Annotated in this window: 21 protein-coding genes and 1 tRNA gene; 19 read left to right on the top strand and 3 right to left on the bottom strand. The window is 52.8% G+C overall.

Going from position 1 to position 24,250, the window contains the following annotated elements; all coding sequences use genetic code 11:
- Positions 1 to 6: 6 nt before the first annotated feature.
- From H586_RS0106445 to H586_RS0106435, 3 genes are all read right to left on the bottom strand, one after another.
- Positions 7 to 849 carry a 4Fe-4S dicluster domain-containing protein gene (locus tag H586_RS0106445; RefSeq protein WP_027181625.1) on the bottom strand — a complete coding sequence of 281 codons (843 nt, stop codon included), beginning with the start codon at positions 847 to 849 and terminating at the stop codon, positions 7 to 9.
- The gene (locus H586_RS0106440) at positions 846 to 3,041 is read right to left on the bottom strand and encodes a molybdopterin-dependent oxidoreductase (RefSeq protein WP_027181624.1); all 2,196 of its coding nucleotides are present in this window, start codon (positions 3,039 to 3,041) and stop codon (positions 846 to 848) included. The genes H586_RS0106445 and H586_RS0106440 overlap by 4 nt, the downstream gene beginning before the upstream one ends.
- A gap of 84 nt (positions 3,042 to 3,125) precedes the next feature.
- Entirely contained in the window at positions 3,126 to 3,446 is a 321-nt protein-coding gene (locus tag H586_RS0106435; protein WP_011366772.1) for a cytochrome c, read from the bottom strand.
- Between the two features lie 444 nt (positions 3,447 to 3,890).
- Between H586_RS0106435 and H586_RS0106425 the strand changes: the two genes are divergently transcribed.
- From H586_RS0106425 to H586_RS18400, 19 genes are all read left to right on the top strand, one after another.
- Positions 3,891 to 5,546, top strand: coding sequence for an FmdE family protein (locus tag H586_RS0106425; RefSeq protein ID WP_027181623.1), 1,656 nt, complete (start codon positions 3,891 to 3,893; stop codon positions 5,544 to 5,546).
- Positions 5,547 to 6,220: 674 nt separating this feature from the next.
- Positions 6,221 to 6,298, top strand: a tRNA-Glu gene (locus H586_RS0106415).
- A gap of 319 nt (positions 6,299 to 6,617) precedes the next feature.
- Entirely contained in the window at positions 6,618 to 7,607 is a 990-nt protein-coding gene (gene pseB, locus H586_RS0106410; RefSeq protein WP_027181621.1) for a UDP-N-acetylglucosamine 4,6-dehydratase (inverting), read from the top strand.
- Positions 7,607 to 8,719, top strand: coding sequence for a UDP-4-amino-4,6-dideoxy-N-acetyl-beta-L-altrosamine transaminase (pseC, locus tag H586_RS0106405; RefSeq protein WP_027181620.1), 1,113 nt, complete (start codon positions 7,607 to 7,609; stop codon positions 8,717 to 8,719). Before pseB ends, pseC begins: the two co-directional genes overlap by 1 nt.
- A 36-nt stretch (positions 8,720 to 8,755) precedes the next feature.
- Positions 8,756 to 9,670 carry an aldo/keto reductase gene (locus H586_RS0106400; RefSeq protein WP_027181619.1) on the top strand — a complete coding sequence of 305 codons (915 nt, stop codon included), beginning with the start codon at positions 8,756 to 8,758 and terminating at the stop codon, positions 9,668 to 9,670.
- The gene (locus tag H586_RS0106395) at positions 9,654 to 10,955 is read left to right on the top strand and encodes an aminotransferase class III-fold pyridoxal phosphate-dependent enzyme (RefSeq protein WP_027181618.1); all 1,302 of its coding nucleotides are present in this window, start codon (positions 9,654 to 9,656) and stop codon (positions 10,953 to 10,955) included. The genes H586_RS0106400 and H586_RS0106395 overlap by 17 nt, the downstream gene beginning before the upstream one ends.
- 8 nt (positions 10,956 to 10,963) lie before the next feature.
- The gene (locus H586_RS0106390) at positions 10,964 to 11,665 is read left to right on the top strand and encodes an acylneuraminate cytidylyltransferase family protein (RefSeq protein WP_027181617.1); all 702 of its coding nucleotides are present in this window, start codon (positions 10,964 to 10,966) and stop codon (positions 11,663 to 11,665) included.
- On the top strand, positions 11,658 to 12,728 hold the full coding sequence (locus tag H586_RS18415) for an N-acetylneuraminate synthase family protein (RefSeq protein ID WP_051363896.1): 1,071 nt from the start codon (positions 11,658 to 11,660) through the stop codon (positions 12,726 to 12,728). The genes H586_RS0106390 and H586_RS18415 overlap by 8 nt, the downstream gene beginning before the upstream one ends.
- Positions 12,729 to 12,736: 8 nt before the next feature.
- On the top strand, positions 12,737 to 13,783 hold the full coding sequence (locus H586_RS0106380; protein ID WP_211232555.1) for a PseG/SpsG family protein: 1,047 nt from the start codon (positions 12,737 to 12,739) through the stop codon (positions 13,781 to 13,783).
- 1 nt (position 13,784) lies between these two features.
- The gene (locus tag H586_RS0106375; protein ID WP_034618683.1) at positions 13,785 to 14,462 is read left to right on the top strand and encodes an SDR family NAD(P)-dependent oxidoreductase; all 678 of its coding nucleotides are present in this window, start codon (positions 13,785 to 13,787) and stop codon (positions 14,460 to 14,462) included.
- 154 nt (positions 14,463 to 14,616) lie between these two features.
- Complete coding sequence (locus H586_RS0106370; protein ID WP_081701782.1) at positions 14,617 to 15,312, top strand: metallophosphoesterase family protein; 696 nt, start codon at positions 14,617 to 14,619, stop codon at positions 15,310 to 15,312.
- A complete protein-coding gene (locus H586_RS0106365) occupies positions 15,309 to 16,259 on the top strand; it encodes an ATP-grasp domain-containing protein (RefSeq protein WP_027181613.1) in 951 nt (316 codons plus the stop codon). Before H586_RS0106370 ends, H586_RS0106365 begins: the two co-directional genes overlap by 4 nt.
- A 29-nt stretch (positions 16,260 to 16,288) precedes the next feature.
- Positions 16,289 to 17,344: a pseudaminic acid synthase gene (pseI, locus tag H586_RS0106360; RefSeq protein ID WP_034618682.1), complete on the top strand. Its 1,056-nt coding sequence runs from the start codon at positions 16,289 to 16,291 to the stop codon at positions 17,342 to 17,344.
- A 74-nt stretch (positions 17,345 to 17,418) separates the two neighbouring features.
- On the top strand, positions 17,419 to 19,140 hold the full coding sequence (locus H586_RS18410; protein WP_162147957.1) for an ABC transporter ATP-binding protein: 1,722 nt from the start codon (positions 17,419 to 17,421) through the stop codon (positions 19,138 to 19,140).
- A gap of 23 nt (positions 19,141 to 19,163) precedes the next feature.
- Positions 19,164 to 20,129: a hypothetical protein gene (locus H586_RS20610; RefSeq protein WP_155891352.1), complete on the top strand. Its 966-nt coding sequence runs from the start codon at positions 19,164 to 19,166 to the stop codon at positions 20,127 to 20,129.
- Positions 20,130 to 20,167: 38 nt separating this feature from the next.
- Positions 20,168 to 20,887, top strand: coding sequence for a class I SAM-dependent methyltransferase (locus H586_RS19940; protein ID WP_162147956.1), 720 nt, complete (start codon positions 20,168 to 20,170; stop codon positions 20,885 to 20,887).
- 13 nt (positions 20,888 to 20,900) lie between these two features.
- Positions 20,901 to 22,406: a hypothetical protein gene (locus tag H586_RS0106335; protein ID WP_027181608.1), complete on the top strand. Its 1,506-nt coding sequence runs from the start codon at positions 20,901 to 20,903 to the stop codon at positions 22,404 to 22,406.
- A complete protein-coding gene (locus H586_RS0106330) occupies positions 22,397 to 23,140 on the top strand; it encodes a class I SAM-dependent methyltransferase (protein ID WP_027181607.1) in 744 nt (247 codons plus the stop codon). The genes H586_RS0106335 and H586_RS0106330 overlap by 10 nt, the downstream gene beginning before the upstream one ends.
- Positions 23,127 to 24,212: a glycosyltransferase family 4 protein gene (locus H586_RS18400; protein WP_211232554.1), complete on the top strand. Its 1,086-nt coding sequence runs from the start codon at positions 23,127 to 23,129 to the stop codon at positions 24,210 to 24,212. Before H586_RS0106330 ends, H586_RS18400 begins: the two co-directional genes overlap by 14 nt.
- The last annotated feature ends 38 nt before the right edge of the window (positions 24,213 to 24,250 follow it).

Below are 24,250 nucleotides of genomic sequence, written 5' to 3'. Positions count from 1 at the left end.
GTCCTCCTACTCCCTGCTGTCTTCGGTGTCTGCCGGCGCAGAGTGTTGTGTGCCGGATGTATTGCTGCCGGAAGCACTGCTGCCGGACGCATTACTGCCGGACGCGTGTGGCCGGTCGTGGCCTCCGTCGCCTGATTTTCTGCTGTCCAGCAGCTGCCTGCCCAGCATAACCAGTACGCCCAGGCCCGAAAGCGCCACCAGTCCCTTGACTCCCGGTGCCACAACACCGGTAAGCGCGCGCATGGATGCCGGAGCCTTTGCTTCATGCATCCAGCCTGCGGGTGCGGTGCCGCCGACATAGTACATGTGCGGTGCCGTGTTGCTTTTTTCGTGTATCAGCTGCGTCACATGGCCGCTGTTGCGGGTAAGCAGCCGTGCGGCTTCTGTTTCGGGGTTCAGAATATCGCCGAACACCCGCGCCTTGGTGGGGCATGTGTCCACACATGCGGGGGGCAGTCCGGCGGCACGGCGTTCGGGGCAGTAGTTGCACTTGTCGGCAATGCGCTTTTGCGGATTACGGAAGCGCGCCCCGTACGGGCATGCAGGAATGCAGTTGCCGCAGCCGATGCACAGTGCGGGGTCTATTTCCACTATGCCGGTCTCCCTGTCTTTCCATGTGGCGCCTGTGGGGCAGGCTTCCACGCAGGTGGGAGATTCGCAGTGCATGCACGCGCCCGGCTGGAAATGCCCGAAAGGCCCTTTTCCCGCCTTGACCACCGGTCCGTCTGCTTTGATCCAGTTGCGTGAGAATCCTGCCGGAACATTGTTTGCCACTTTGCAGGAAACCACGCACGCTTTGCAGTCGATGCATCTGGCGGAATCGATAACCATGGCGAACTGCTGGGTCATGATGCCCTCCCGCTGACGGATACAAAGGTTTCGTGCATGGCGGCATTGCCGGAAACACTGTCATAGTGCCCTTCCAGCAGGGCGGCTATGCTGGCTCCCACACCTTTGATACGGCTCAGGCCGTCAGAAATGGTGCCGAAGCCTGTGAGCATGTACACACAGTCGGGGCGGATGCGTTCGGTGACTTCCGCCTTTATGGTGCCTTTGCCCGCAGGCGACGAAACTTCGACCATGTCGCCGTCGCGTATGCCCAGCGGCGTTGCTGATTGCGGATGAATCCACAGGGTGTTTTCGGGTACCAGTTCGTGAATCAGGGCATTGTTGTTGGTGGAACCGTGCGTGACACAGGCGTTGCGTCCGATGATCAGCCTGAATCGGCCCTGCGGCGCTGCGGCAGGGGGCGTGTAGACGGGCATGGGGTCCAGCCCCATGCTTTCGTACCGCTGGTTGTACAGCTCTATTTTGTGGCTGAATGTTTTGTATATGCGGTCTTCGTATATGCCGTAGACCTTGCTGGGGTTGTAATACACGCCGTCACGCTCAAGAGCCTGCGGGGCATCCGGCAGGTCGGCAAGCTGTTTCGCGCGGTATTCTTCTATGGTGAAGTCAAAGTATTCCGCCAGATCAAGCCTTCCGGCCAGTTCCTTGACTATTTCAAACACGGGGCGCGATTCGTACAGCGCAGGTACAACGGGGTCGCGCTGCACCACACAGGCGCAGGCCGATGACCCCTGAAGTCCTGATGCCGGGTCCTGTCTTTCAAGATAACCGGGAGCAGGCAGGACAAGGTCTGCCATGCAGGCGGTGTCGCTCATGGCGATATCGACAACCACCATGAAGTCCATGGCGTTGCACATTTCAATGGTGCGCGCGCGGTCGGGGGCATTGACCATGGGGTTGGTCTTGTACACGAACCAGCCTTTGAGCGGATAAGGCTCTGCGCTGAGCACCGCCTCGCGGGTCAGTACAAACGAGCCGTCATGTTCAAACAGGCCCGGAACAATGCCTGCGTCCACGCGTTCAAAGGGGTTTTCGTCGTACCACGGGGCATCATAGGGTACACCTTTCAACCCCACGGCCCGTGCGGCAAGCAGGCCGCCGGGTTTATCCCAGTTGCCCAGCAGGGCGTTGACTATGGCAAAGCTGCGGCGGATCTGGGTGGAATTGCTGTAATCGGATGTGCGCCGTCCGGGGTACACCATGGCTGCAGGTGCCGCGGCAGCCAGTTCCCGGGCCATGCGGGCTATGTCCTGCGCAGGAATGCCGCATTCTTGTTCGGCCCATTGCGGTGTGTAGGGCCGCACATGTCCGGCCAGCTGCTCCAGACCATATGTTTTTTCGCGTATCCATTCTTCATCGTATAATTTTTCAGCAATGATGACATGGGCGACTGCAAGCATGAACGCCATGTCTGTTCCGGGACGTATGGGGTGCCATTCACTTGCCAGTGCTGCCGTTTTGGTGTGTCGGGGATCCAGCACAACCAGTTTGCAGCCGCTGCGCAGGGCGGTCATCATGTCCATGGAGTCGGGGGTGACCAGCGCCTCGAACCTGTTGGCCCCGGCCATGATGATGTAACGGCTGTTAAGCACGTCGGCGTACGGAGTCTCGCCGAAGGTATCAAGATATGCGCGGTTGTTGGAAAGCAGGCACAGGGATTCGTGCGAAGTGATGTTGTACGAGCCGAACACCTCGGCAAAACGGCTTACAAACTGCGACTGCAGATCCGCTCCGGCAGTGAACAGCATACCGCAGGGGGTATACTTGCTGCGTACCTCCTGCATGCGTTCGGCCGCCATGTCCAGAGCCTCATCCCACGGAATCCTTTTCCAGCGGCCTTCTCCGCGCTTTCCGGTGCGCAGCAGGGGGTATTTCAGCCGGTCCGAATCATACAACTGAGCAATGCCTGCATTGCCGCGGGCACACAGCATGCCGCGCGATTTAAGAAATTTGGGGTTCGGGTCGAGTTTGGTAACCACACCTTCCTGCACACGGGCGATAACCCCGCATTTATTAAAGCACATGTCGCAGGCGGAATAGTGTGAGGTGAAACCGGGGTCTGCGGCCTTTGCCGAGCGTACGGCCGGTGTCAGCGAACCGAGCACAGGCGCTCCGGCTCCTGCCGCTGCGGCCAGCCCGGCGGCCTTGAAAAAGCCCCGTCTGGTCAGTCTGGGCTGCCTGATGTCCGACATGGATAACCTCCTGTTGTTGCTTGTGCGCCCCTGTGCGTACCGGACTGCGCCCTGCCGTGGCACAGTCCGGTATCCGGAGGCTGCCTAGCTGCACTTCGCCGGAGAGGGGGAGTCCTTGGCGAAGTCGATCATGTAGGTGAAAATGTCGTTGAGGTCGCTGTCGGAAAGGCCTTCCCAGTCTGCTTTGCAGGGAATGGATGACGTGTCTGCCTTGAGAGCGCGCCATTCTTTCTGCAGCTTTGAACTGGGCGAAAGATCACCCGCGCTAGCTCCGTGACAGCTGCGGCAGTGTTTGCGGAACAGGTACTTACCCTTGCGGGCGTTGCCGCCGTCGGCAAAGGCCATGCTGAAGGCTGTGGTCAGAAACAGGGCGGCCACGATACCGGTGATGATTCTGCGTTGCATACATCCTCCTGATGCAGATTGCCTTTCTGCGCCTGCATGCGGCCCGCAGCAGACAGGCGGGCGGGTCGGGCGCTGGTGGCATGTTGGGTTTTACATAACGGCTTGCCGTCTTCCCTTTCTTGCTGCATACCCATAGGGGGTATGGGTGTCAATGATAGGGGGTGATTTTTTTGTGCAGGCTGCATTATTTTTTTCCAGCCGTTATTCCGGAGTATTACGGGCAGGCCCGCAGACACCGGAAGGCTGGGGCGCACACAGCAAGGTGGCAGACCGTACATAAAAGGCAGGGGGGTGGACGCGGAACGTCCCACAAGGTATGGAAAAATCTATTGCAGGGCCGGTGTTGCATTCTGTTGCACTGCCTGCAGGCGCGGAATGTGATGCCGCCTTTGTGCGGCGCGCAGTTTGTTGCAACCGATAAACGGAAAGAAGGCTGTTACGCGTATGAACATCGGCAAGTACACGTTTGAAGAGTTCAAGGAACTGGCCGCCGCTTTTCACAGTTATCCCGCTCCGGGGCTTCTGCTCGGGGGGTATATGGTGGAAATGGCCCGTCGTCATCTGCCCGAGGGGACGTTGTTCGAGGCCATGGTGGAGTCGGCCAAATGTCTGCCGGATGCTGTTCAGCTGCTGACTTTGTGCAGCACAGGCAACCAGTGGATGAAGGTTGTTCCGCTGGGCCGTTATGCGGTGTCGCTGTATGACAAATATACAGGGGAGGGGTACCGGGTATACGTCGATGCCGCCAAACTCAAGGCGTGGCCCGAATATTACGCATGGTTCATGAAGCTGCGTCCCAAGGCGGAGCAGGATTCCGACCAGCTGTTCAGAGAGATTGAGGAGGCGGGCGAGTCCGTATGCTCCATTCAGGCTGTGCGCATCGATCCCAAGCATCTGGGGCACGCGCACATGGGAGAAGTGGGGGTATGTCCTGTCTGCGGCGAACCGTATCCTTCCCGCGACGGCGGTATATGCCGCGGCTGTCAGGGCGAGGCTCCTTATGTGGTGGATGCCCGTGAGGGGGGCTCCGGCGCTGCCGGCGGTGTGCTCGAGCGGGCCCCGCTGCGCGTGGTGCCGGTGGAAGATGCCTACGGCAGAACAGCGCTGCATGATATGACGGAGATTATTCCCGACGAGGCCAAGGGACCGGCTGTGCTGGCCGGACAGACGCTGGAAGCGGGCGACCTGTGCCGTCTGCAGCGTATGGGCAAGTTTCATGTCTATGACGATTCGGCTTTGCCCGGTTCCGAGTGGGTGCATGAAAACGACGCCGTGCAGGCATTTGCCGCCCGTATGGCAGGGCAGGGGGTGGAGTATGACCTGCCGCCGCGTGAGGGCAAAATCAATTTCCGTGCTGCCCGTACAGGTATGCTGAGCATTGATCTGGAAGCGCTTGAGCGGTTTAATCTGGTGCCGGATGTCATGCTGGCAACCCGCCATCATGCAGCGGTTGTGGAGGAAGGACGCCTGATAGCCGGCAGCCGCGCCATTCCATTGTACCTGTCACAGGAACATTTCAGCAGGGCTTTGACTGCGCTGGGGGACAGTCCGGTGCTTTCCGTGCTGCCGCTGAAAGTGAAAAAAGCAGCTGTGCTGGTTACCGGAACAGAGGTGTTTCAGGGACTGATAGAAGACCGGTTTATTCCCATTGTCACCGGCAAACTGATGGGGTTGGGCTGCGAGGTGGTGAGCAGCAGTATTGTTCCCGATGACAGAGAAGCCATAGCGCAGGCCGTACGGGGTTTTCTGGAACAGGGCGCTGAACTGGTGGTGACCACGGCAGGCATGAGCGTGGATCCCGACGATGTGACCCGCGCCGGACTGGTGGACGCCGGCCTGACTGATGCGTTGTACGGCATGCCGGTGCTGCCCGGCACCATGACGCTGGTGGGCAGACTGCGCCACAACGGAACCGTGGCCCGCGTGATAGGAGTGCCCGCATGTGCGTTGTATTACAAAACGACAGGGTTTGATCTGCTGCTGCCGCGCCTGCTGGCGGGATGCGATGTGACCCGCCGTGATCTGGCCCGGCTGGCAGAAGGCGGATTCTGCCATAACTGCAAAACCTGTACATGGCCCAAATGTCCGTTCGGTAAATAGACTGTGCAGCCTCCGGAGGTGCCCCGTTCGGCACCGCTTTCCGGAAAGAGCAATACCCGGCGCCCCGTTCCTGCCGCAGGCTGGTTGCGGGGCGTCGGTCTGTACGGCCGCAGTGGTGCAATGCGAAGGAGCAGAGAGCCGCAACAGCCGGCGGATGGTGCAATCGCGGCCGCATGGTCGGCGGCCACAGGTGCTGTACCGTATGATTTTGCCGTTCCGTGTGCTTATGCCGTACGGCGGGAGCCGTGCGGGCTTTTTCCGGCGGGGGCTGGCCATGGGGCGGCATGCGGGCGGCAGTCATTGCGTCAGACACAAAAAAAAGCGCCTGTGGCGCTTGCTGTGCTGGGAACGCGAAAGAACCTGCCTGAAATTTCCGGGCCGCCCGGGTCGTCCGGCCATACGGCTTTAAGCCTTGGCTCCGGCACGACATGTATCACCGGCAGGTTCTTTCTTCTCGGGACTCGTCGTGGGAATTAATCCGTCGCATCCTCCGTCAGTGTTCTTCCGTTCGGCTCCGGACCCGTTGTCCTCGCCTCACCCCTATAGTAAGACCGTTCCGCAAAGAGTCAATGAGGAAAAGTGCCTTTCCTTGTACAAAACGCTTGACGAATCATGGGCCGTACCTTAAACACCTCTTCGCGTTGCAGGCAAACAGCCTCGGCGCCATATAAAGCGTCCCCATCGTCTAGCCTGGCCCAGGACACCTGCCTTTCACGCAGGCGACAGGGGTTCAAATCCCCTTGGGGACGCCACAGAAAGATAAAAGGGTTACATTTTCAATGTAACCCTTTTTTTGTTGCGCATTTACATCATGTCAGCTTGTGCGTTTTCCCCTTTTTTCTGCCGCAACAAAAAGTTGTTCCCGTCGTGTCCGCGGTATCCTTAACGCGCAGTGACGGTTACACCGGGCTTTGCGTCACCTTCCGCCTGTCTGCTCTTCCCGTGTTGCCTATTTTACCCGCAGGGGGTAAAGACTAATCATCACTTTACACTGTATGTGTAAGTGGATATCCGTCTGTGACTGGCTTCCGGCTTTGACGATACTTCTTTAAACCATACGGGCTGTAGTTGATGTTTAATGGCAAGCGTATACTTATTACCGGTGGAACAGGTTCTTTCGGCAAAAAATGCACTGAGATTCTTTTGCAGAAATACAGTCCGGAGCGCCTGATCATTTTTTCGAGGGATGAACTCAAACAGTTTGAGATGGCACAGCAGTTCGACCCTGATGAGCATGAGTGCCTGAGGTATTTCATTGGCGATGTACGTGACAAAGAGCGCCTGTACAGAGCGTTACGCGGCGTGGACTATATTATTCATGCTGCAGCACTGAAGCAGGTGCCGGCGGCTGAGTATAACCCGACAGAGTGCATTAAAACAAATATTTATGGCGCGCAGAACGTTGTGAACGTGGCTGCGGACATGAATGTTAAAAAGGTGGTGGCGCTGTCCACCGACAAAGCTGTCAGCCCGGTTAACCTGTACGGTGCCACAAAGCTCTGCTCGGACAAGCTTTTTATAGCGGCCAATGCCTTTGTCGCCTGCGAAACAAAATTTTCAGTTGTCAGGTACGGCAATGTCATGGGCAGCCGCGGGAGCGTCATCCCGTTTTTTATCAAGAAAAGAGATGAAGGCGCGGTGATTCCCATCACCGACCCGCGCATGACTCGCTTCTGGATTACCCTTGAACAAAGTGTGGAAATGGTTCTCCGTTCCTTTGAAATAGCCGGTGGCGGCGAAGTGCTGGTTCCCAAAATTCCCAGTATGCGCATTACCGACCTTGCGGAAGCCATTGCGCCCCGATGTGAGACAAAAGTTGTCGGAATACGGCCGGGTGAAAAGCTGCACGAGGTGATGATCACCAGTGAAGATTCCCGTCATACCATTGATATCGGTGATTACTATGTAATCAAACCCGAAACGTACAGATATCAGGGGCCCGAGGGCCGTCCCGTCGAAGAGGGCTTTGCCTACAGTTCCGCAACAAACGACCAGTGGCTTTCCGTGGACGAACTGCGACGCATTCTTGCCAGTCAGGGCTTCCCTGTTCAGGAACGCTGATGTCTTCTTTTTTGCCGTATGGCCGTCAGATTATATCTGAAGACGATATCGAAGCCGTTGTCGGAGTTCTGCGTGGCGACTGGCTTACGACCGGTCCGGCCGTGAGAGATTTTGAGCAGGCCTTTGCCGCCCATGTCTGTGGCGGGCTGGGAGTTGCGGTCAATAGCGGCACGGCCGCGCTGCACTGCGCCTATCATGCTCTGGGAGTAACGGCAGGCGATGAGGTGATTGTTCCTGCAATGACTTTTGCGGCCACGGCAAATGCTGTTTTGCATTGCGGGGCCAGACCTGTTTTTGCTGACGTCTGCCCGCGCACACTGCTCATTGATCCAGAATCGGCCGAACGGTGTATAACTCCGCGGACAAAGGTGCTTGTCGGCGTGGACTATGCCGGCCACCCCTGCGACTGGGACGCTCTGCGAACCCTTGCGGACCGGTATTCGCTGCGTCTGGTGGCCGATGCCTGTCATGCCGCGGGGGCAAGATACAAGGGGCGGCCTGTCGGATCAATTGCGGATATCAGTGTTTTCAGCTTTCATCCGGTAAAGCATATCACCACCGCAGAAGGGGGCATGGCTGTAACGGCCGATCCTGACTGGGCACACGCCATGCGGGTTTTCAGAAATCATGGCATAACCACAGATTCTCATCAGCGGGAAAAAGCTTCTGCATGGCAGTATGACATGGTGGAACTGGGCTACAACTACCGGCTGTCCGACCTGCAGTGCGCTCTGGGCATGTCACAGCTTGCAAGGCTGGATGACTGGGTTGCAAAACGAAATATTCTGGCGGCCTGTTACAGGCAGCGGCTGGCGGGGAAAAATCTGGAACTGCCTGCCTGTTCTGCGGATGTCCTGCACGCGTACCATTTGTTTGTTGTTTTTTGTGACGGGCGGGACGCTTTGTTCCGGATGATGCGCAAGGCGCAGATCGGCGTCAATGTGCACTATAAGCCGGTATATATGCATCCGTATTACCGGAAAAACGGATATGCAGAAACATGTTGCCCCGTTGCGGAAGCCGCATACGAACGCCTGCTTACCCTGCCTATGTGGGCGGGAATGTCTGAAGAGGATGTGCAGCGCGTTTGTGCGTTATGTCAGCCCGTATGATTTCTGCTGTTGCGCTGTGCGGCTTTTGAGGTGGATATGACTTCACGGTTTGTTTTGGGAACGGTACAGCTGGGCATGCCTTACGGCGTTGCCAACCGCACCGGTAAGCCCGACCAGCGGTGTGCTGACGGAATTGTTTCCGCTGCATGGAAAAGCGGGATAACTGCTTTTGACACTGCGGCAGCCTACGGCGACAGCGAGCGGGTACTGGGTTTTTCCTTGCGGGCAGCGGGTGCTGAATCTCCTGAAATCATCACTAAGCTGCCGCCACACACGTTACCCTGTTCCGCTTCTCTGCTGTCCGGAATCGTTGCGGCTTCATTGGAGCGTTTGCGCGTATCACATCTCCGCTGCCTGATGCTCCACAGAGAAGAGGAGCTTGAGTATCTTGACGGCGAAACAGGCCGGGTGCTGCAGCAGATGATGCATGACGGCATACTGGGCGGCATCGGGGTTTCTGTATACACCACAGATGCTGCACACAAAGCTCTGGCTCACCCCATGATTACCGCACTGCAGCTGCCGGCTTCGGTTTTTGACCGGCGCTTTGAACTGGCCGGTATTTTTGAAAGAGCCGGAGCCGCCGGTAAAACAGTCTACATTCGCAGTGCGTTGCTGCAAGGCGTGCTTTGCCTTGCACCGGACGAGCTTCCGGAGCACCTGCGGTGCCTTGCTCCATATCTGCATGAATTTCAGCAGTGCTGCCGCCGTTTTGGTCTGACACAGGCGCAGGCGGCGCTGCTTTTTGTTTATTACCGCTATCCCTCAGCATTTATTTTATTCGGTGCCGAAACAGTCGGGCAGGTGGAAGAAAATGCAGTCAGCCTGCTTTCCGCCTGTTCGCGGGAATCTTTTCTGGAAGCGTTAACAGCCATTATGCCGGAACAGAACCCGGAGGTGCTGAATCCGGCATGCTGGAAGAAGAGGACGAGTAATGTCGCGTTGCAGTGAATATCAGGCGAAAGCAAAACAGCGGATACCCAATCTGACGCAGTTGCTTTCAAAAAATCCCACGCGCTTCGGTGAAGGGGTCTGGCCGACATATTATTCCAAAGCCAAAGGGGCATATATCTGGGACCTTGACGGTCATAAGTATCTGGATATGTCCATCGCCGGAATCGGGGCATGTGTTCTCGGGTATGCTGATGAAGATGTTGACGATGCCGTTTGCGCGGCGGTGAGGCAAGGCGTGGCGTCAAGTCTGAACTGTCCGGAGGAAGTGGAGCTTGCCGACCTGTTGTGCGAGTTGCATCCGTGGGCCGAACAGGCCCGTTTTGCGCGTTCCGGCGGCGAGGCGATGGCGGTTGCTGTGCGCATTGCACGCACATACACCGGAAAAGGTGTAGTGCTTTTTTGCGGTTATCACGGCTGGCAGGACTGGTATCTTGCTGCAAACCTGAGCGATGAATCTGCCCTTGACGGGCATCTGATGAAAGGATTGCCCCCCGCAGGTGTGCCCAGAAGTCTGTGCCATTCAGCTTATCCTTTCAGGTACAATGATATTGAAGGATTCGATGCTCTGGTTGCAGAACATCAAGACAATCTTGCGGCCATAGTGACCGAGCCTGTCCGTAATTTCACTCCTGACCCTGCGTTTCTTGCCCGTCTGCGTGATGTGGCGACCCGGCTTGATGTGCCGCTTGTTGTAGACGAGATATCTGCGGGACTGCGCTTTACTACCGGTGGCGCACACCTGTGCTACGACGGTTTCATTCCGGACATTGCCGTTTTTTCGAAGGCTCTGGCAAACGGGTACGCCATGTCTGCCATCATCGGTACACAAAAGGTTATGAGCGCCGCTTCTGACACCTTTATCAGTTCGACCAACTGGACAGAAAGAATAGGTCCGGTTGCCGCCATTGCCACGCTGAAAAAACATCAGAGGCTCAATTTGGGCAGCCATCTGGTCAGAATAGGTACCCGGGTGCAGGACGGCTGGCTGGAGTTGGGGAGAAAACACGGTTTGCCGGTCACTGTAAGCGGTATGAAGCCGATGGGCCATTTCAGCTTCGGCGAAGACCATCTGGTTAAGCGTGCTTTCTTCATCCAGCTGATGCTTGAACGCGGTATTCTGGCCAGCACTGATTTTTATGCAATGGGAGCGCACACCCCGGACCATGTGGAAGAGTACCTGAGTGCCTGCGATGAGGTTTTCGGCATTATCGCTGAAACAGGCGATATAAGGGGACAGCTGAAAGGGCAGCCCTGTTTGTCCGGTTTTCAGCGGCTGACCTAGGGGAAACAATGAAGCGAATAGCAATTATTCCTGCCCGCGGCGGGTCAAAAAGGCTTCCGCGTAAGAATGTCCTGCAGTTTATGGGTAAGCCGATGCTTATCTGGACGTGTGAGGCAGCCCGGGACAGCGGATTGTTCGACAGAATTGTTGTTTCGACAGAAGATTCCGAAATTGCCGGTGTGGCAGCATCCTACGGGTACGATGTTGCCGAACGCCCCGCGCATCTTGCCACGGATACGGCATCTGTAGTTGACGTATGCCATCACATGCTTGAAAGCCTGGCAGCCGGCGGTGAAGAGTATGATATTCTTTGCGCGCTTTATGCCACGGCCCCTCTCAGGACGGCTGATGATATCAGGGAAGTTGTCGGGCTGGTGGAGAGAGACGGTGCGGACTATGCTCATGCGATGGTCCGCTTTTCTTTGCCGCCGCATCAGGCGATGTATGTCAACGATGCCGGTTACTGCAGCTATGCGTGGCCGCTGGTTGCCGGTTTAAAATCACAGCATGTACCCGAGGCTGTGGTGGATAACGGCAGCACGTATGCGGCGCGCGTCAGCAAGTTTATGAAAACCCGCAAGTTTTCCGGCATGAGACTCAAGGGGTACCTGATGCCGGCTGTCCGGTCTGTTGATATTGATACCCGCGAGGATTATGAGATGGCTTTACTTTTTGCCAAGCATCTTGCAAGTGGAGACTGCAATGTCTGATCTTTTTAAGAAAGAATGGTCTTACTCAGAAAACAAGAGAAGCGTATGCATAGTGTTTGAGGCCGGACCAACGCATGATGGCCTGCAGACTGCTTGCAAATTGGTGGATGTTGCGGTGGAAGCAGGCGCAGATGCGATTAAATTTCAGACAGTGGATGCTAAGCGGCTTGTTCCGGATCCATCTACGATGTTTACTTATAATGCGCTGGTTAATAAAGATACGGGCGAAAGCATCGAAGTTACAGAATCATTACAGGAAATTTTGCAGCGCAGAGAGTTGTCGCGGGATGAGTGGCGCGAACTCGGTCGATATTGTTCTGATAGGGGAATATTGTTTTTTTCCACTGCGACAACGGCTTCCGAGCTGGAATTGTTGGCGGAAATAGGTGCTGATTGTGTTAAAATTGCATCGGGCGATATTACATACCACCATTTTCTCCGCCTTGCGGCGCAGTACTCATGGACTGTTCAGATTGACACGGGTAATGCCACCATTGCCGAAGTTGAAGAGGCTGTGGATGTGCTGGAGCGCTCCGGCTGCCGGAGAATCATAATCAACCATTGCCCGAGCGGGTATCCCGCCCGGCTCGAAAGCATTAATCTGCGCATTATCACGACGCTCAAACAGATGTTTCCGTATCCTGTCGCGTTTTCAGATCATACACCGGGGGCCACCATGGACATCGCCGCTGTTGCTCTGGGGGCTGACATGATTGAAAAAACCATTACGTTGGACCGGCTTATCCGGAGTCCGGAGCATATCATGTCGCTGGAGCCTCACGAAGCTGCGGGCTTTGTGCAGACCATCCGCGATGTTGAGACGGGGCTGGGAACGCCGCGGAAAATAAAAACAACGCAGGAACTCTCGGTTCCGTCCGTTGCAAAGCGTTCAGTTATCGCTGCTGCGGATATTGAGCCCGGGACAACTATCGAGCAGGTGCATCTGGATTATGCCCGCCCGGGTGACGGTATCACTGCCAATCTGGACAGGCTTCTTTTGGGAAAGCGAGCCTCCTCGTTTGTCGCGAAAGGCACAAAAATAAGTTTTTCAGATGTCTCCTGACGGAGGATGTGTCGCTTTATCCGATTATGACAATGTGTTCAGCAAAATACTCTCATCTGATCGTGCGTGCAGACGCTACTCCGGCTATTGGGGCGGGACATGTAATGCGTTGTCTGGCTTTTATCCAGTACTGGTTGGACAAAGGCGGCTCTGCCGCACTGGTCGGGCGCATTGAGCTGGACTGGGTTCTGCATAAAGTCCGGCAGGTAGGCGTGTTGTTTCATCCTCTTTCAGGAAATGTGCCGACAAGCGAAGATTGTACGGATATTCTCAGACAGCTTGCATCCGGCGCCGGCGAGGCTGCCCCGCAGCAGACCCTGACTGTACTGGACGGCTACCATTTTGGCAGCTCCTGCCAGAAATGCATTCGCAGTGCCGGATATGGCCTTTTGGTCATAGATGATTTCAACGCTCTTGGGGAGTATGATGCTGATGTCTTATTAAATCAGAATGTAGGAGCGGCAGACCATAATTACGCCGGACAGATTGGAATAAAATTGCTCGGCCCCCGATACGTGTTGCTGCGGCAGGAGTTTTTAACTGTAAAAAGGCAGGTAGCAAGAAAGGAGGCAGGAGCACGGCAGCATATTTTGCTGACTCTTGGAGGAGGTGATTCTTCAGCTAAGCTGTCCATGCTTGAAGAGATCATCAGGGTTTGCGTTGCCAGGGGGGCAGATTTCCGTGTCATCAGAGGCGAGACGCCTGTTGCAGAATGGAAAAAGTTGTTTAAGGCTGGCTGGAACAGCGTGTCTTTTGTCAATCCGCTGGACGATATGGCTGAGCAGCTTGCCTGGGCGGATTTTTGTATCTCCGCTGCCGGCTCAACCTGTTGGGAGCTGTGCGCAGCAAAAGTCCCTTTTGCCGTGTTGGCGATCACAGAGAGACAGCAGGCTTTGGTTGACAGCCTGGTGTCTGAAAAAATTGCATATGACCTTGATGCCGCGACAGCAGCTTTCAGGTCTGGAATCCGTATGCAGACCCTTGACGGGGCAGAAAGAATAGAGGGAGACGGAGTCATGCGGTGCTGGCTCGCCTGCCAGAGTGGGGTGGTATAGTATGAAGCTTGTGGTTCTGTCAGGCTGTACTCGCGGGCTGGGGCTTGCTCTTCATAACGATCTTGCAGAGCTTGCCGGTGATTTTTTAACGCCGCTGTTTATCGGGCGTAAACTTGAGAGGATATCAAAGACACCGGCCGGAGTGTATGTTGAGTGTGATCTGCGTAAACCTCAACTGCTGGAAAATATCTGTACTCTGATTCCGGAGGGGGTTTCAGAGATTGTATTTATTAACAATGCTGGCACTATTTCTCCAATAGCTCCCGTACATGACTTGGCCTGTTCTGATATAGTTGAATCTTATGCTGTTAATATATCAGCCCCGAGTATAATTTCTTCGCGCCTTGCCAAATATAGCGTTGAACGTGGCATCCCTCTTGGAATTATCAATGTTACAAGTGGGGCTGCTAAGCGTGTAATTGAAGGCTGGTCATTATATTGTGCTTCAAAAAGTGCTTTGGTGATGTTTCTTGATGTGCTGGCTGCTGAAAACAGTTGCGTTGACGTTATCCACTTTGATCCCGGTGTCATGGAGACGGGAATGCAGTGCACCATACGGCAGACCGCCCCTGATAAGATGCCGCAAGTTTCTTTGTTCCGGTCGTTTTACGAAAATGGATCCCTCAAGGATGTCAGGGCTGTTTCCCGGGAGATTATTGCACGGTGCGGGATTTTATAAAATAAAATGACTCCGCCTAAACGGTCGTAACAAGCTGGAGCGTTGTTTTACGTTGATGCCTGTGCAGAGATCTTGCGTCACTGCAGGGAATATCCGGAGCGTGGCAATCGGTCTGTTCAGGGGGCTTGCTCCGGTTGGGTGAGATAGGTTTCTTATGCGCATATGTGTGTTCTCAGACATTCACGGAAATGAGTATGCCATGCAGGCCGCGCTGCCTTGTCTGCAGCGTGAAGCGGCTGACAGATATATTTTTCTGGGCGATCTTGTCGGCTACTATTGGGGGGCATTGGACGTCTGGGAAATGTTGCTTGAGCTTCCGCAATTCGTGGGAGTTGCCGGCAACCACGACAGGGATTTTGTTGGCTTTTATGAAGCCGGTTACATACCTTCCGAATATACCATGAAGTATGGGCCGGCGTTGGAACTGCTTCTTGATTGCGGTGATGACAGGCTGAAGTTGCTTTATGAATTTATTAAGCGCCTTCCTGAACAGTATGAGGATAGCGATGCCGGGTTGCTGTGTTGTCACGGCAGCCCTTCGGCACCGTTGACCGGGTATGTCTATCCTGATTCCGAGCTTCCTTCCGGTGCCACGTTACCGCCATTTGTTTTTCTGGGGCACACGCACTATCCGATGTGCCGGTTGAACGATGGAGTCATGTTCTGCAATCCCGGCTCGCTGGGGCAGCCAAGGAAGGGAGGGATGCCAACATACGCTGTTGTGGACTCTGAATTGAGGAGTTTTACCCTGAGGTATGTGGAGTACGACAAAACCGCGTTGCTTGCCGGGTTGAAGTCGCAGCCTTGCCCAGATTATTTAACAGACGTTCTTGAGAGGCACCCGCTATGAGCAATAAGGTTATTGTAACCGCTGTAGGTGGTGATGTTGGTGCATCCGTCGTTCGCTCGCTTGTGGCGGGGGGGTTCTCCGTTGTCGGCACAGACATGTCTCCGCTCACTCCCGTGTTCGATATTTTAACAGAATTCGAGATACTGCCGCCGGCAGGTGCGCCGGAGTATTGGACGCAGCTTGAAACCCTATGTGAGAAGCATGCTCCGGTTGCGGTGCTTCCTGTTTCAGAAAAAGAAATTTTGGTTGCTAAAGGTAAAAAATCCGTCGGCGCTGGTTCCGGAGTCCCTCTTGCCGTCCTTCCTCCGGTATTGCTCGACATTTTTTTAAGCAAACTGAATACCGCTAATTTTTTTCAGGAGCTCGGTTTCAACGCTCCGCGAACAATGCCGCTTGCTCTGTATGAAGGAGAGTGGGGGTTGCCGGTCGTTGTAAAGGGAGATTCCGGCTGTGGGAGTAAGTCGTACCGTGTAGCCAGGGATGAAACTGACCTCGCATATCTTAAGGCGAAAGATGACGGGGGGCTTATTGCACAGGAACATATAGGAACCGCTGAGGAAGAATATACGACGGGCGTTTTTTCTGACGGAGAAAGCGTTTACTCCGTCACTCTGAAAAGAAAGTTGCATCCCGGTGGATTTTCACATGTTGTTGAGTTGGTGGATTCTCCCTTTTTGCACGAGATGGCCGTCATGATAGCAAAGCGGACTCCCTTTCTGGGCTGCCTGAATATTCAAAGCAGACGAGTGGGTTCTGTTTTTTATCCTTTCGAAGTTAATCCCCGCGTTTCAAGTACCGTAATGTTCCGTAAAAAAATCGGATTTGATGATGCCGTATGGTGGGTTGATGCTCTGTGCGGGAAGAAAATTCACTATGTGCAGAAATATGTGGAAGCAGTAGGCGTGCGCACTTTTGGAGAGGCATATCCATGTCTGAAGCCTCTGTAATGTCTGTTCTGGAGAATAGTGCATAAATTATGCAGGATGATGTTTTTAAATTGTTTTCTGATCCTGTATCAGGTGTACAGAAGACATATATAATAGCAGAGATGTCGGCAAATCATAATCAGAACATTGAGCGTGCCGAGGCAATAGTCCGGGCCGCTGCCGATGCAGGTGCTGATGCAATAAAAATGCAGACATACACTGCTGATACTCTGACTTTTAATGGTAGTAGCCCAACATTTTTAGTGAAAGGAACAGCTTGGTCTGGAAGAACACTGTATGATCTGTATCAGGAGGCGTATACTCCGTGGGAGTGGCAGCCGCGTCTGATGGCTCTTGCCAACGATCTGGGGATGGACTGCTTTTCCACTCCTTTTGATGAGACGGCTGTGGACTTTCTGGAGGGGCTGAACGTTCCGTGTCATAAAGTCGCCAGCTTTGAGCTTGTGGATATCCCGTTGTTGCGCAAAATTGCCGGTACGAAAAAACCTGTAATTATGTCCACGGGAATGGGAACTCTGGCGGAAATTGACGAAGCTGTCGGGGCATTGCGCAGCGCCGGCTGTTCCGAGCTGGCTTTGCTTAAATGCACTTCAGCCTACCCGGCACCGCCCGAAGAGGCGAATCTGCTGACCATCCCTCATCTGTCTCAGACATTCGGGTGTATTGCGGGGTTGTCTGATCATACCTTGGGCAGTGCAGTTGCGATTGCGGCAGTCAGCCTTGGAGCGAGGATCGTTGAAAAACACTTGACGCTGTCACGGGCAGACGGTGGTCCTGACTCGGGTTTTTCCATGGAGCCGGACGAGTTCAGGCGAATGGTGACAGATATTCGTACAGTGGAAAAAGCACTCGGGTGCGTCAGTTATGAACTGACTGAAAAACAAAAGGAAAACGTGGCATTGAGGCGTTCGCTTTTTGTTGTCGAAGACATTCGTGCCGGCGAAAAATTTACCACATCAAACGTCCGCAGTGTACGCCCCGCCCATGGGCTGCATCCCCGCCACTACAACGAAATTTTAGGCTGTGCCTGCATTGGTGATGTGGCAGCCGGCACACCTCTTTCCTGGGCTATTGTGCGAAAATGAGTACCGGGCCCGTTCTCCTTCCGCAGGCCGTTGTGGGGTTTTGGCGCGTTCTGCAGCCTCGGACCAAAAAAAGGATGGGCTTGCTTGTCGCCGCGTCCTTGTTTTCTTCAATTAGCGAGGCCGCGGCAGCCGGAGCCGTATCCCTTTTGGGACTTATCCTTGCCTCGCCGCAGACCGTTCATTCAAGCGTATTATTTTCAAAGTTGGCTTTGCTGTGGCCTTATCTTGACAGCCTGACACATCAGCCCGCCAAGATGCTCGCGTTGTGTCTTGTTTTGATTGTGGCTTCAGTCGCGTTCAAGAGTCTGATCGCGTGTGCTACAGTCTGGGGACAGTCCTTTGTTTCGCAGCACTGCGGGCGTGATGTGGCCTGCGCAGTGTTTTCTGAATTTTTAACAAAACCTTATTCTTGGCATATCAAAAAAAATACTGCCGAGCTGCATACAGAACTCGGATGGGCAAACATGGTCAGCGGGTATTTTATGGCCTTGCTGACAGTTGCAATTTCGGGGGCTACCGTACTTCTCCTGCTTGCCACCTCACTGGCTGTCAGTCCAGTTTCTGCTGTGATTGTTTTTGCTTTTACAGCCCTGGTTGGGGGGCTGGCTGTCCGATGTGTCAGGAGGCGAATCAGACAGGCAAGTTCACTGGTGGCAAATATTGACCGTAATATCGCCAGGACAACACTTTCGGCTCTGCAGGGAATTTTGGAAGTGACTATCTATAAACAGCAGCAGCCCTTCCTTTCAGAGTTCAAAGAAAAATCTAAAGACAAGCCTAAGCGTCAAGCAAGCGCACAAATGTTTTCAACCGTACCGGCTTATGCGCTTGAGGTTATCGGAATGGGGATGCTTCTGGTTTCGCATATTTTTCTGATGTCTCTTGGCTATCCGTTAGATGAGCTTGTTCTGTCCATATCATTGCTTGCCGGCGTTTCATGGCGTTTGTTGCCGGCCCTGAATAAAATTGCAGCCGCTATGGGCAGCATCCAGATTTATACACCTTATGTAACAACGCTTGGTGGGTATCTTCCATCTGACGAACCACAGGATTTACCTGAAAGTTGCGGATTGGAGAACTTCAACTTTTTGGAACTGCAGCATGTTACTTTTCGGTATGAAGGTGCCAAAGAAGACGCGTTAAAAAAATTGTCGGCCACCATACAACGCGGGTCTATGATTGGTTTCATAGGCAGGTCCGGCGCAGGCAAAAGCACTCTTGTCGGTATATTAACAGGTTTGATGCGACCTGCATCCGGGAATTTTTTAATTGATGGTAAGGAATATGCGCCCCGCAGTGGGGGGTGCTGGTCGTCTGCAATAGGGTATGTCCCCCAAACGACATACCTTCTCGATGCAACTCTTGCTGAGAATATTGCCTTTGGTGATTATGGAAAAAAAATAGATAGAGAACATGTTCTGAAGTGCTGCGAAATGGCATCTATTAATTTTGTGGATGAGCTTGAAAATGGAATTGATACCGTTCTTGGCGAACGGGGGGTAAGGCTTTCGGGAGGGCAAAAGCAGAGAGTTGCTATCGCCAGAGCGTTATATAAAAATCCTCAGCTTATTATTTTTGATGAAGCAACTAGTGCTCTTGATTCAGCTGCAGAACAGGCTATTCAAAAAACAATTCTTTCACTTCGTGATACTGCAACACTCGTGGTGATTGCCCACAGGCTTTCAACTGTTGAAGGCTGTGATTATCTTTACTGGCTTGATGGTGGCGAGGTGCGGCTGTCCGGCGTGCCTGACGTTGTTTTGCCACAGTACAAAGAATGGCTTGATGAAATATGAAGATGTAGAGAGAGGATTTTGTCTTGTTGAAAATATGCCCGCTTGATTCTTTAGACATCGCGAACAGCAGCAGCCTGCCATCGCCTGTATACCTTCCTGTTAACCTGCAATATAGAAAAGTGCGATTGTGTGATTGGGATTTTACAGATCTGAGTTTTGGTGTTTTTGATGCGGATACGCTTGTTGCAAAATGTATTATCAGTGCGGGGCATGGTCCTGATGATCAAAGAACGATTGATGCGTTCGGAATTCCTTTTATAACTGTCTTTGTAACTGGTTCGATTGATGTTCAGCGCGCCGCTGATGCGATGATGGAAAAACATTTTTCCCATCTGATGAATGATTACGCGGGCTATTCTGCTGATCATCTTGTTTGTGACAGTCAGTTTCCCAAAATAGCACAAAGTATGCTTCGCAATGGTGCAGGCATTGATACCAGTTTTAATGTTGTTATTGACGGAAAACGTAGTGTGGAAAGTCTTTTTTCAGAAGTTCGCAAACGATATAAATCGATGATTCATAAAGGGAATCGCACGATGGATATTGATTTGCTTCATTCAGGGAATGTTTCATGGGACGAGTTCAACGAATTCAGGCTGCTGCACATTCGTGAGTCGAAGAGGGAAACACGCTCTATTGATACGTGGAAAAGGCATTGTGAAATGGTTGCCGCTGGATTTGCGTTTGTAGTCCGGGCGCGTATCTCACATGATCTTGTAGGAGCTGCGTTGTTCTTACATAACAATGAAGTCTGTTATTACGGTGTCGGTGCTTATGACAGGTCACTGTTTCCCAAGCCGATTTCTCATGCAGTATTGTGGCAAGGCATACTGTTTGCGAAACAAATTGGCTGTGCATCTATTGAGATCGGGGAGACTTTTTTTAGCGGAGTAAGCACGGTTACAGAGAAAGAATTTAATATCGGAGAGTTTAAGCGGGGCTTTGGCGGAAATATTATACCACGGTTTCGTATCAAGTGCGTCATATGACTTGTTAGATCATAACTATGCAGGTGTGGAGATGTGTTATGGGTAACGTGAAAGAAAGCAGAACATGTTGTTTTTATGATGATATCTATAGCAAAGAAGGTGTCAAAGCTCAGCGAAGATATCCGAATGAAGAGTTGTGCCGGTTTATCGGACGTAATTGGTTGAATTCCACAACATGTCTTGAACGCCAAAGTATACGTATTCTTGAACTGGGTTGTGGTTCGTGCGCTAATCTTTGGATGCTGGCTCAGGAAGGGTTTGATACTTACGGTATTGATCTTTCTAGTGAGGGTCTGGCTGTCGGGCGCAATGTTCTGCAGGCGAAAGGGGTTTCGGCCCGACTGTTTTGCGGCGATATGACGGATCTTCCTTTTGAAGAATCTTATTTTGATGTTGTCATTGATGTCTTTTCAGCAAATTGTCTCCCCCTTGCTGCATTTGAAACGTGCCTGCTCAGTATCAGTAGGGTTCTTAAGCCCGGAGGTATTTTCTTTTTTTACACTCCCTCCACTGCATCCGATGCGTATATAAAACCGGGACCGAATAATTTTATCGATGAATATACTCTCGACGGGCTGAAAAATCCTGAAATTGCAGCTTTTTTTGGTCAAGATTATCCGTTCCGCTTTTCAGATGCGTCAATCCGTGAGCAGCTGGGTTGTGCGGGCCTGACGCTTGAAAAGCTGGAACGGGTAGGCAGAACTTATCAGAACGGAGCAGAGTATTTTGAGTTTCTTGTGGGTGAAGCCAGAAAGTAGGCCGGAGTAACGCATGGGCTTGCAGTTTGTTAAAAAAAATCTTCTGGCTGTATATGAGTTTGAAAAGTCTTACTCTCCGCAGGCTGTAACTGTCGGCGGAATTTCTGTATGGCTTTTGTTCCGGTCGGCAATTCTTTCTGAGCTATACGCGCGCAACGACGCGGTTTATCGCAAAAACAAGTCGGTGCTCAAAGACTCTGCTGGTAAAAAAATCCGCAAATTGATGTTTTCTGTGACCTCTTGTGTAATCTTCAAGGCAAATTACAGAGTAGTTTTTTCAGACTCGCCAGATGCAGATATCCTTTTTTTTAATACAAGCCGCTTTGCCTACTTTGACACTCCGGGTGGAAAATACGCCCGGCTTCCCGATTCCTTTTGTGAGTGTGTCAGCGATGCCGCAATATCGGCTGTAAAGGTAACTGAAGCCGGTATACCCCCTGCTGCCGCGGAAAGGGTTTTTCCCGGTATCCAGTTTACCCGGTTGCAAAAAGTGCGGCTGGCCAGAATCAGCCGTGGCGAAGCTAAAGCCGTACGCAAGCTGGTGGATGATGTTTACAACTTTTTTGGTATCACGCTTTCGCCTTTTGACATCATCAATGACTTTTTTAAAATAAAAACGCTTGCCTCTGCTTTTGCTGATGTACTCACTGCAAGTGGTGTGAAATGTGTCTTCCACACAAGAACATACCACGAAGTCTCCATGGCACTTAACATGGCGTGCAAAATTGCAGGAATACCCTCTGTTGATTATCAGCATGGGCTTCAGGGAGTGTATAACTATCAGTATACTTATTACCATACTGATCAGCATGGATATCACTTGTATCCTGATTTTTTCTGGGTCTGGCATAAAACTAATGCAGATGTCATTCGTAAGTGGTTCGGACACACACCGCATCAGCCCGTTGTCGGTGGGAATTTATTTTTAAAAAAGATAAAAGAGAAAAAAGGCGTTGTGCTCTCAGCGAACTTCGATGAATTACGCGATAAAGCCAGAGGCAAAAAAATTGCTCTTGTTGCAGTCTATCCCGAAGGCGAAATCTTTCCAGAGGTTATTCTGAATGCATTGCAGGAAAGCCCGGACTCTGTCTTCTGGCTGCTCCGCCTGCACCCCACAAAGAATCTTCCGGAATTTGTCGATCCCATAGAAGAACATCTGTTGCATAGAGGGCTGTCGAACTGTGAAGTCCGGCAGGCCTCTTCGATGCCTGTTTTTGACGCCATAGGTATGGCCGATTGTGTTGTTGCCACGGTCAGCACGTTGCTTGTGGAAGGGCTTTGTTTCGGCAAAAAAGGCTTCACCACTTCTTCAATAGGTCAGGATATCTATAAAGAATATATCGAGCGCGGTGAGATGACCTATACCCCGGATGCACAATCATTGGTGAGGGGGATATTGCAGTGCTGTACTGCGCAGTTACAGACCACCCCTTACGAAACGGACTCTGCACATATGGAGGACGCTTTGCGGACAGTACTCGGTTCGACCTTCCCGCATGGAGTCAGTGAATGTCACTAGGCAAACTGCTTGATCGTTTTCCCGCCGTCAGAGGCTTGCTGCTGGATTGCTTTTTGGGCCTGCATTCTGCGTGTTACTCATATGCAAGTCGCCTTGCTGTACGGGAATCTTCCGGGCAGCACCCCAAGCACCGGATCACCGCGTATCATTCATGGTTCACTAAGCGCATCGGCGGTTCTGAACATGTGCTGGATGTAGGATGCGGTAAAGGCGAACTGGCCGGAGCCATGGCACGGTATGCTCGCCGGGTGACTGCTGTTGACATCGACGCCGCTAAAATTGCGGGGGCTGAAAGGAACCCCTTCAAGAAAGATAACGTCCGGTTTGTGCAGGCCGATGCAACCCGCTGGGCCTGCGAAGAGCCTGTGGATGTGATTGTGCTGTCGAATGTTCTGGAGCACATTGACCAGAGGGTTTCTTTTTTGCGGCAGCTTGTCATTGCGACTCACTGGAATTCCGGACCGCGTTTTTTAATACGCGTTCCGCTTCTTTCTCGTGACTGGATTTCCGTTTTTAAAAAGGAGAGGGGAGTCAGCTGGAAGTTGGACCCGACGCACGAGAAAGAGTATTATGTTTCTGAGTTTTTAGAAGAGCTTGCATCTGCCGGACTGGAGTGTAAGAGTCTTGCATTGCACTTTGGCGAGCTGTTTTGTGAAGCGGTTCCTCTTTGCTCAATGCCTCAGGGGCACAATTGCCTGGAGCTTTTTGACGGTCGGCCGCATGATGAGCGCTAAATCCAAGCTGAAGCAACTGGGCGCCAACATTCGTTATTCATTAACATCTGCGCCGTTCAGCGAACTGACCATAGTTTCTGAAAAAGACGCATGGTCGCTGGCCTGCGATGTTGAAGAAGTTCATAAGATCTGCCAAAGGCTGAATTTTCCCGTGCGCACCGCTCACTGGGCCGGTGTGTTCAGACAGCCCCTTTTTTATTTAAGCAAGTACTTTCTTTTGCAGCCGGGTCTGCACCTCCACGGCATGAACAGGGTGGCTATGGCCTATTACCACGGGTATCCCGGCAGTGATGAAATTGCCGACCGATGTCTGGCTTCCCTGCGTCGATATCATCATAAAATTGCACGTATTCAGGTGACCCACCAGCGTATCCGCGAAGTTTTGCTGGAGCAAGGTGTGGCTGAAGAAAAGCTGCATATGATTCCGATCGGAATTGATACTGAACTTTTTACTGCCGTAACTGACGAGCTTCGCGCAGCGGCCAGAGAGCGGCTGGGCATCCCCGAAGCTGCTTTTCTGGTGGGGTCGTTTCAAAAAGACGGAGTAGGCTGGGGTGACGGGTTGGTCCCGAAAAGAATCAAGGGACCGGATATTCTGGTCGAGACACTCGCAATGGCAAAACAGAGAATTCCTGAGTTATGGGTGCTTCTGACAGGACCCGCACGGGGATACGTCAAAGCGCAACTGGACAGGCTCGGCATTCCGTACCGCCATTTGTTTTTACAGAATTTTAAAGAATTGCCGGCGTGTTACCATGCTCTTGACGCCTATCTGGTTTCTTCCAGAGAAGAGGGCGGCCCCAAGGCGGTGCTGGAATCCATGGCTACAGGAGTACCCGTTGTTTCCACCCCCGTCGGGCAAGCGAGCCACCTGATCCGGTCCGGCGTGAATGGGCTGCTGGCGTCCGGGTTTTCTCCGGAAGAGTTGACCGCTTTTATTGTCGCATTGTATGAAGATAGCGAAATTTCTTGTTTATTCAAAGAAAGAGGCTTGGTTACCGCATGCCAAAACTCCTATGGCGCTCAGCTCTCACTATGGCAGCGCTTTTTTTCCGGTATGCTCGGGCGCTGAGCCAGCACCCTCTTTTGAACGCTGTTTAAGGAAAGCCA

The organism is Oleidesulfovibrio alaskensis DSM 16109, assembly GCF_000482745.1.
Classification (GTDB): Bacteria; Desulfobacterota; Desulfovibrionia; order Desulfovibrionales; family Desulfovibrionaceae; genus Oleidesulfovibrio; species Oleidesulfovibrio alaskensis.
This window is presented reverse-complemented; position numbering and strand designations above follow the sequence as displayed.

Bases quoted from the DNA above. Each gene is read 5' to 3' on its own strand.
- H586_RS0106445 (WP_027181625.1), bottom strand. From the start codon at position 849: ATGACCCAGCAGTTCGCCATGGTTATCGATTCCGCCAGATGCATCGAC.
- H586_RS0106440 (WP_027181624.1), bottom strand. From the start codon at position 3,041: ATGTCGGACATCAGGCAGCCCAGACTGACCAGACGGGGCTTTTTCAAG.
- H586_RS0106435 (WP_011366772.1), bottom strand. From the start codon at position 3,446: ATGCAACGCAGAATCATCACCGGTATCGTGGCCGCCCTGTTTCTGACC.
- H586_RS0106425 (WP_027181623.1), top strand. From the start codon at position 3,891: ATGAACATCGGCAAGTACACGTTTGAAGAGTTCAAGGAACTGGCCGCC.
- pseB (WP_027181621.1), top strand. From the start codon at position 6,618: ATGTTTAATGGCAAGCGTATACTTATTACCGGTGGAACAGGTTCTTTC.
- pseC (WP_027181620.1), top strand. From the start codon at position 7,607: ATGTCTTCTTTTTTGCCGTATGGCCGTCAGATTATATCTGAAGACGAT.
- H586_RS0106400 (WP_027181619.1), top strand. From the start codon at position 8,756: ATGACTTCACGGTTTGTTTTGGGAACGGTACAGCTGGGCATGCCTTAC.
- H586_RS0106395 (WP_027181618.1), top strand. From the start codon at position 9,654: ATGTCGCGTTGCAGTGAATATCAGGCGAAAGCAAAACAGCGGATACCC.
- H586_RS0106390 (WP_027181617.1), top strand. From the start codon at position 10,964: ATGAAGCGAATAGCAATTATTCCTGCCCGCGGCGGGTCAAAAAGGCTT.
- H586_RS18415 (WP_051363896.1), top strand. From the start codon at position 11,658: ATGTCTGATCTTTTTAAGAAAGAATGGTCTTACTCAGAAAACAAGAGA.
- H586_RS0106375 (WP_034618683.1), top strand. From the start codon at position 13,785: ATGAAGCTTGTGGTTCTGTCAGGCTGTACTCGCGGGCTGGGGCTTGCT.
- H586_RS0106370 (WP_081701782.1), top strand. From the start codon at position 14,617: ATGCGCATATGTGTGTTCTCAGACATTCACGGAAATGAGTATGCCATG.
- H586_RS0106365 (WP_027181613.1), top strand. From the start codon at position 15,309: ATGAGCAATAAGGTTATTGTAACCGCTGTAGGTGGTGATGTTGGTGCA.
- pseI (WP_034618682.1), top strand. From the start codon at position 16,289: ATGCAGGATGATGTTTTTAAATTGTTTTCTGATCCTGTATCAGGTGTA.
- H586_RS18410 (WP_162147957.1), top strand. From the start codon at position 17,419: ATGGGCTTGCTTGTCGCCGCGTCCTTGTTTTCTTCAATTAGCGAGGCC.
- H586_RS19940 (WP_162147956.1), top strand. From the start codon at position 20,168: ATGGGTAACGTGAAAGAAAGCAGAACATGTTGTTTTTATGATGATATC.
- H586_RS0106335 (WP_027181608.1), top strand. From the start codon at position 20,901: ATGGGCTTGCAGTTTGTTAAAAAAAATCTTCTGGCTGTATATGAGTTT.
- H586_RS0106330 (WP_027181607.1), top strand. From the start codon at position 22,397: ATGTCACTAGGCAAACTGCTTGATCGTTTTCCCGCCGTCAGAGGCTTG.
- H586_RS18400 (WP_211232554.1), top strand. From the start codon at position 23,127: ATGATGAGCGCTAAATCCAAGCTGAAGCAACTGGGCGCCAACATTCGT.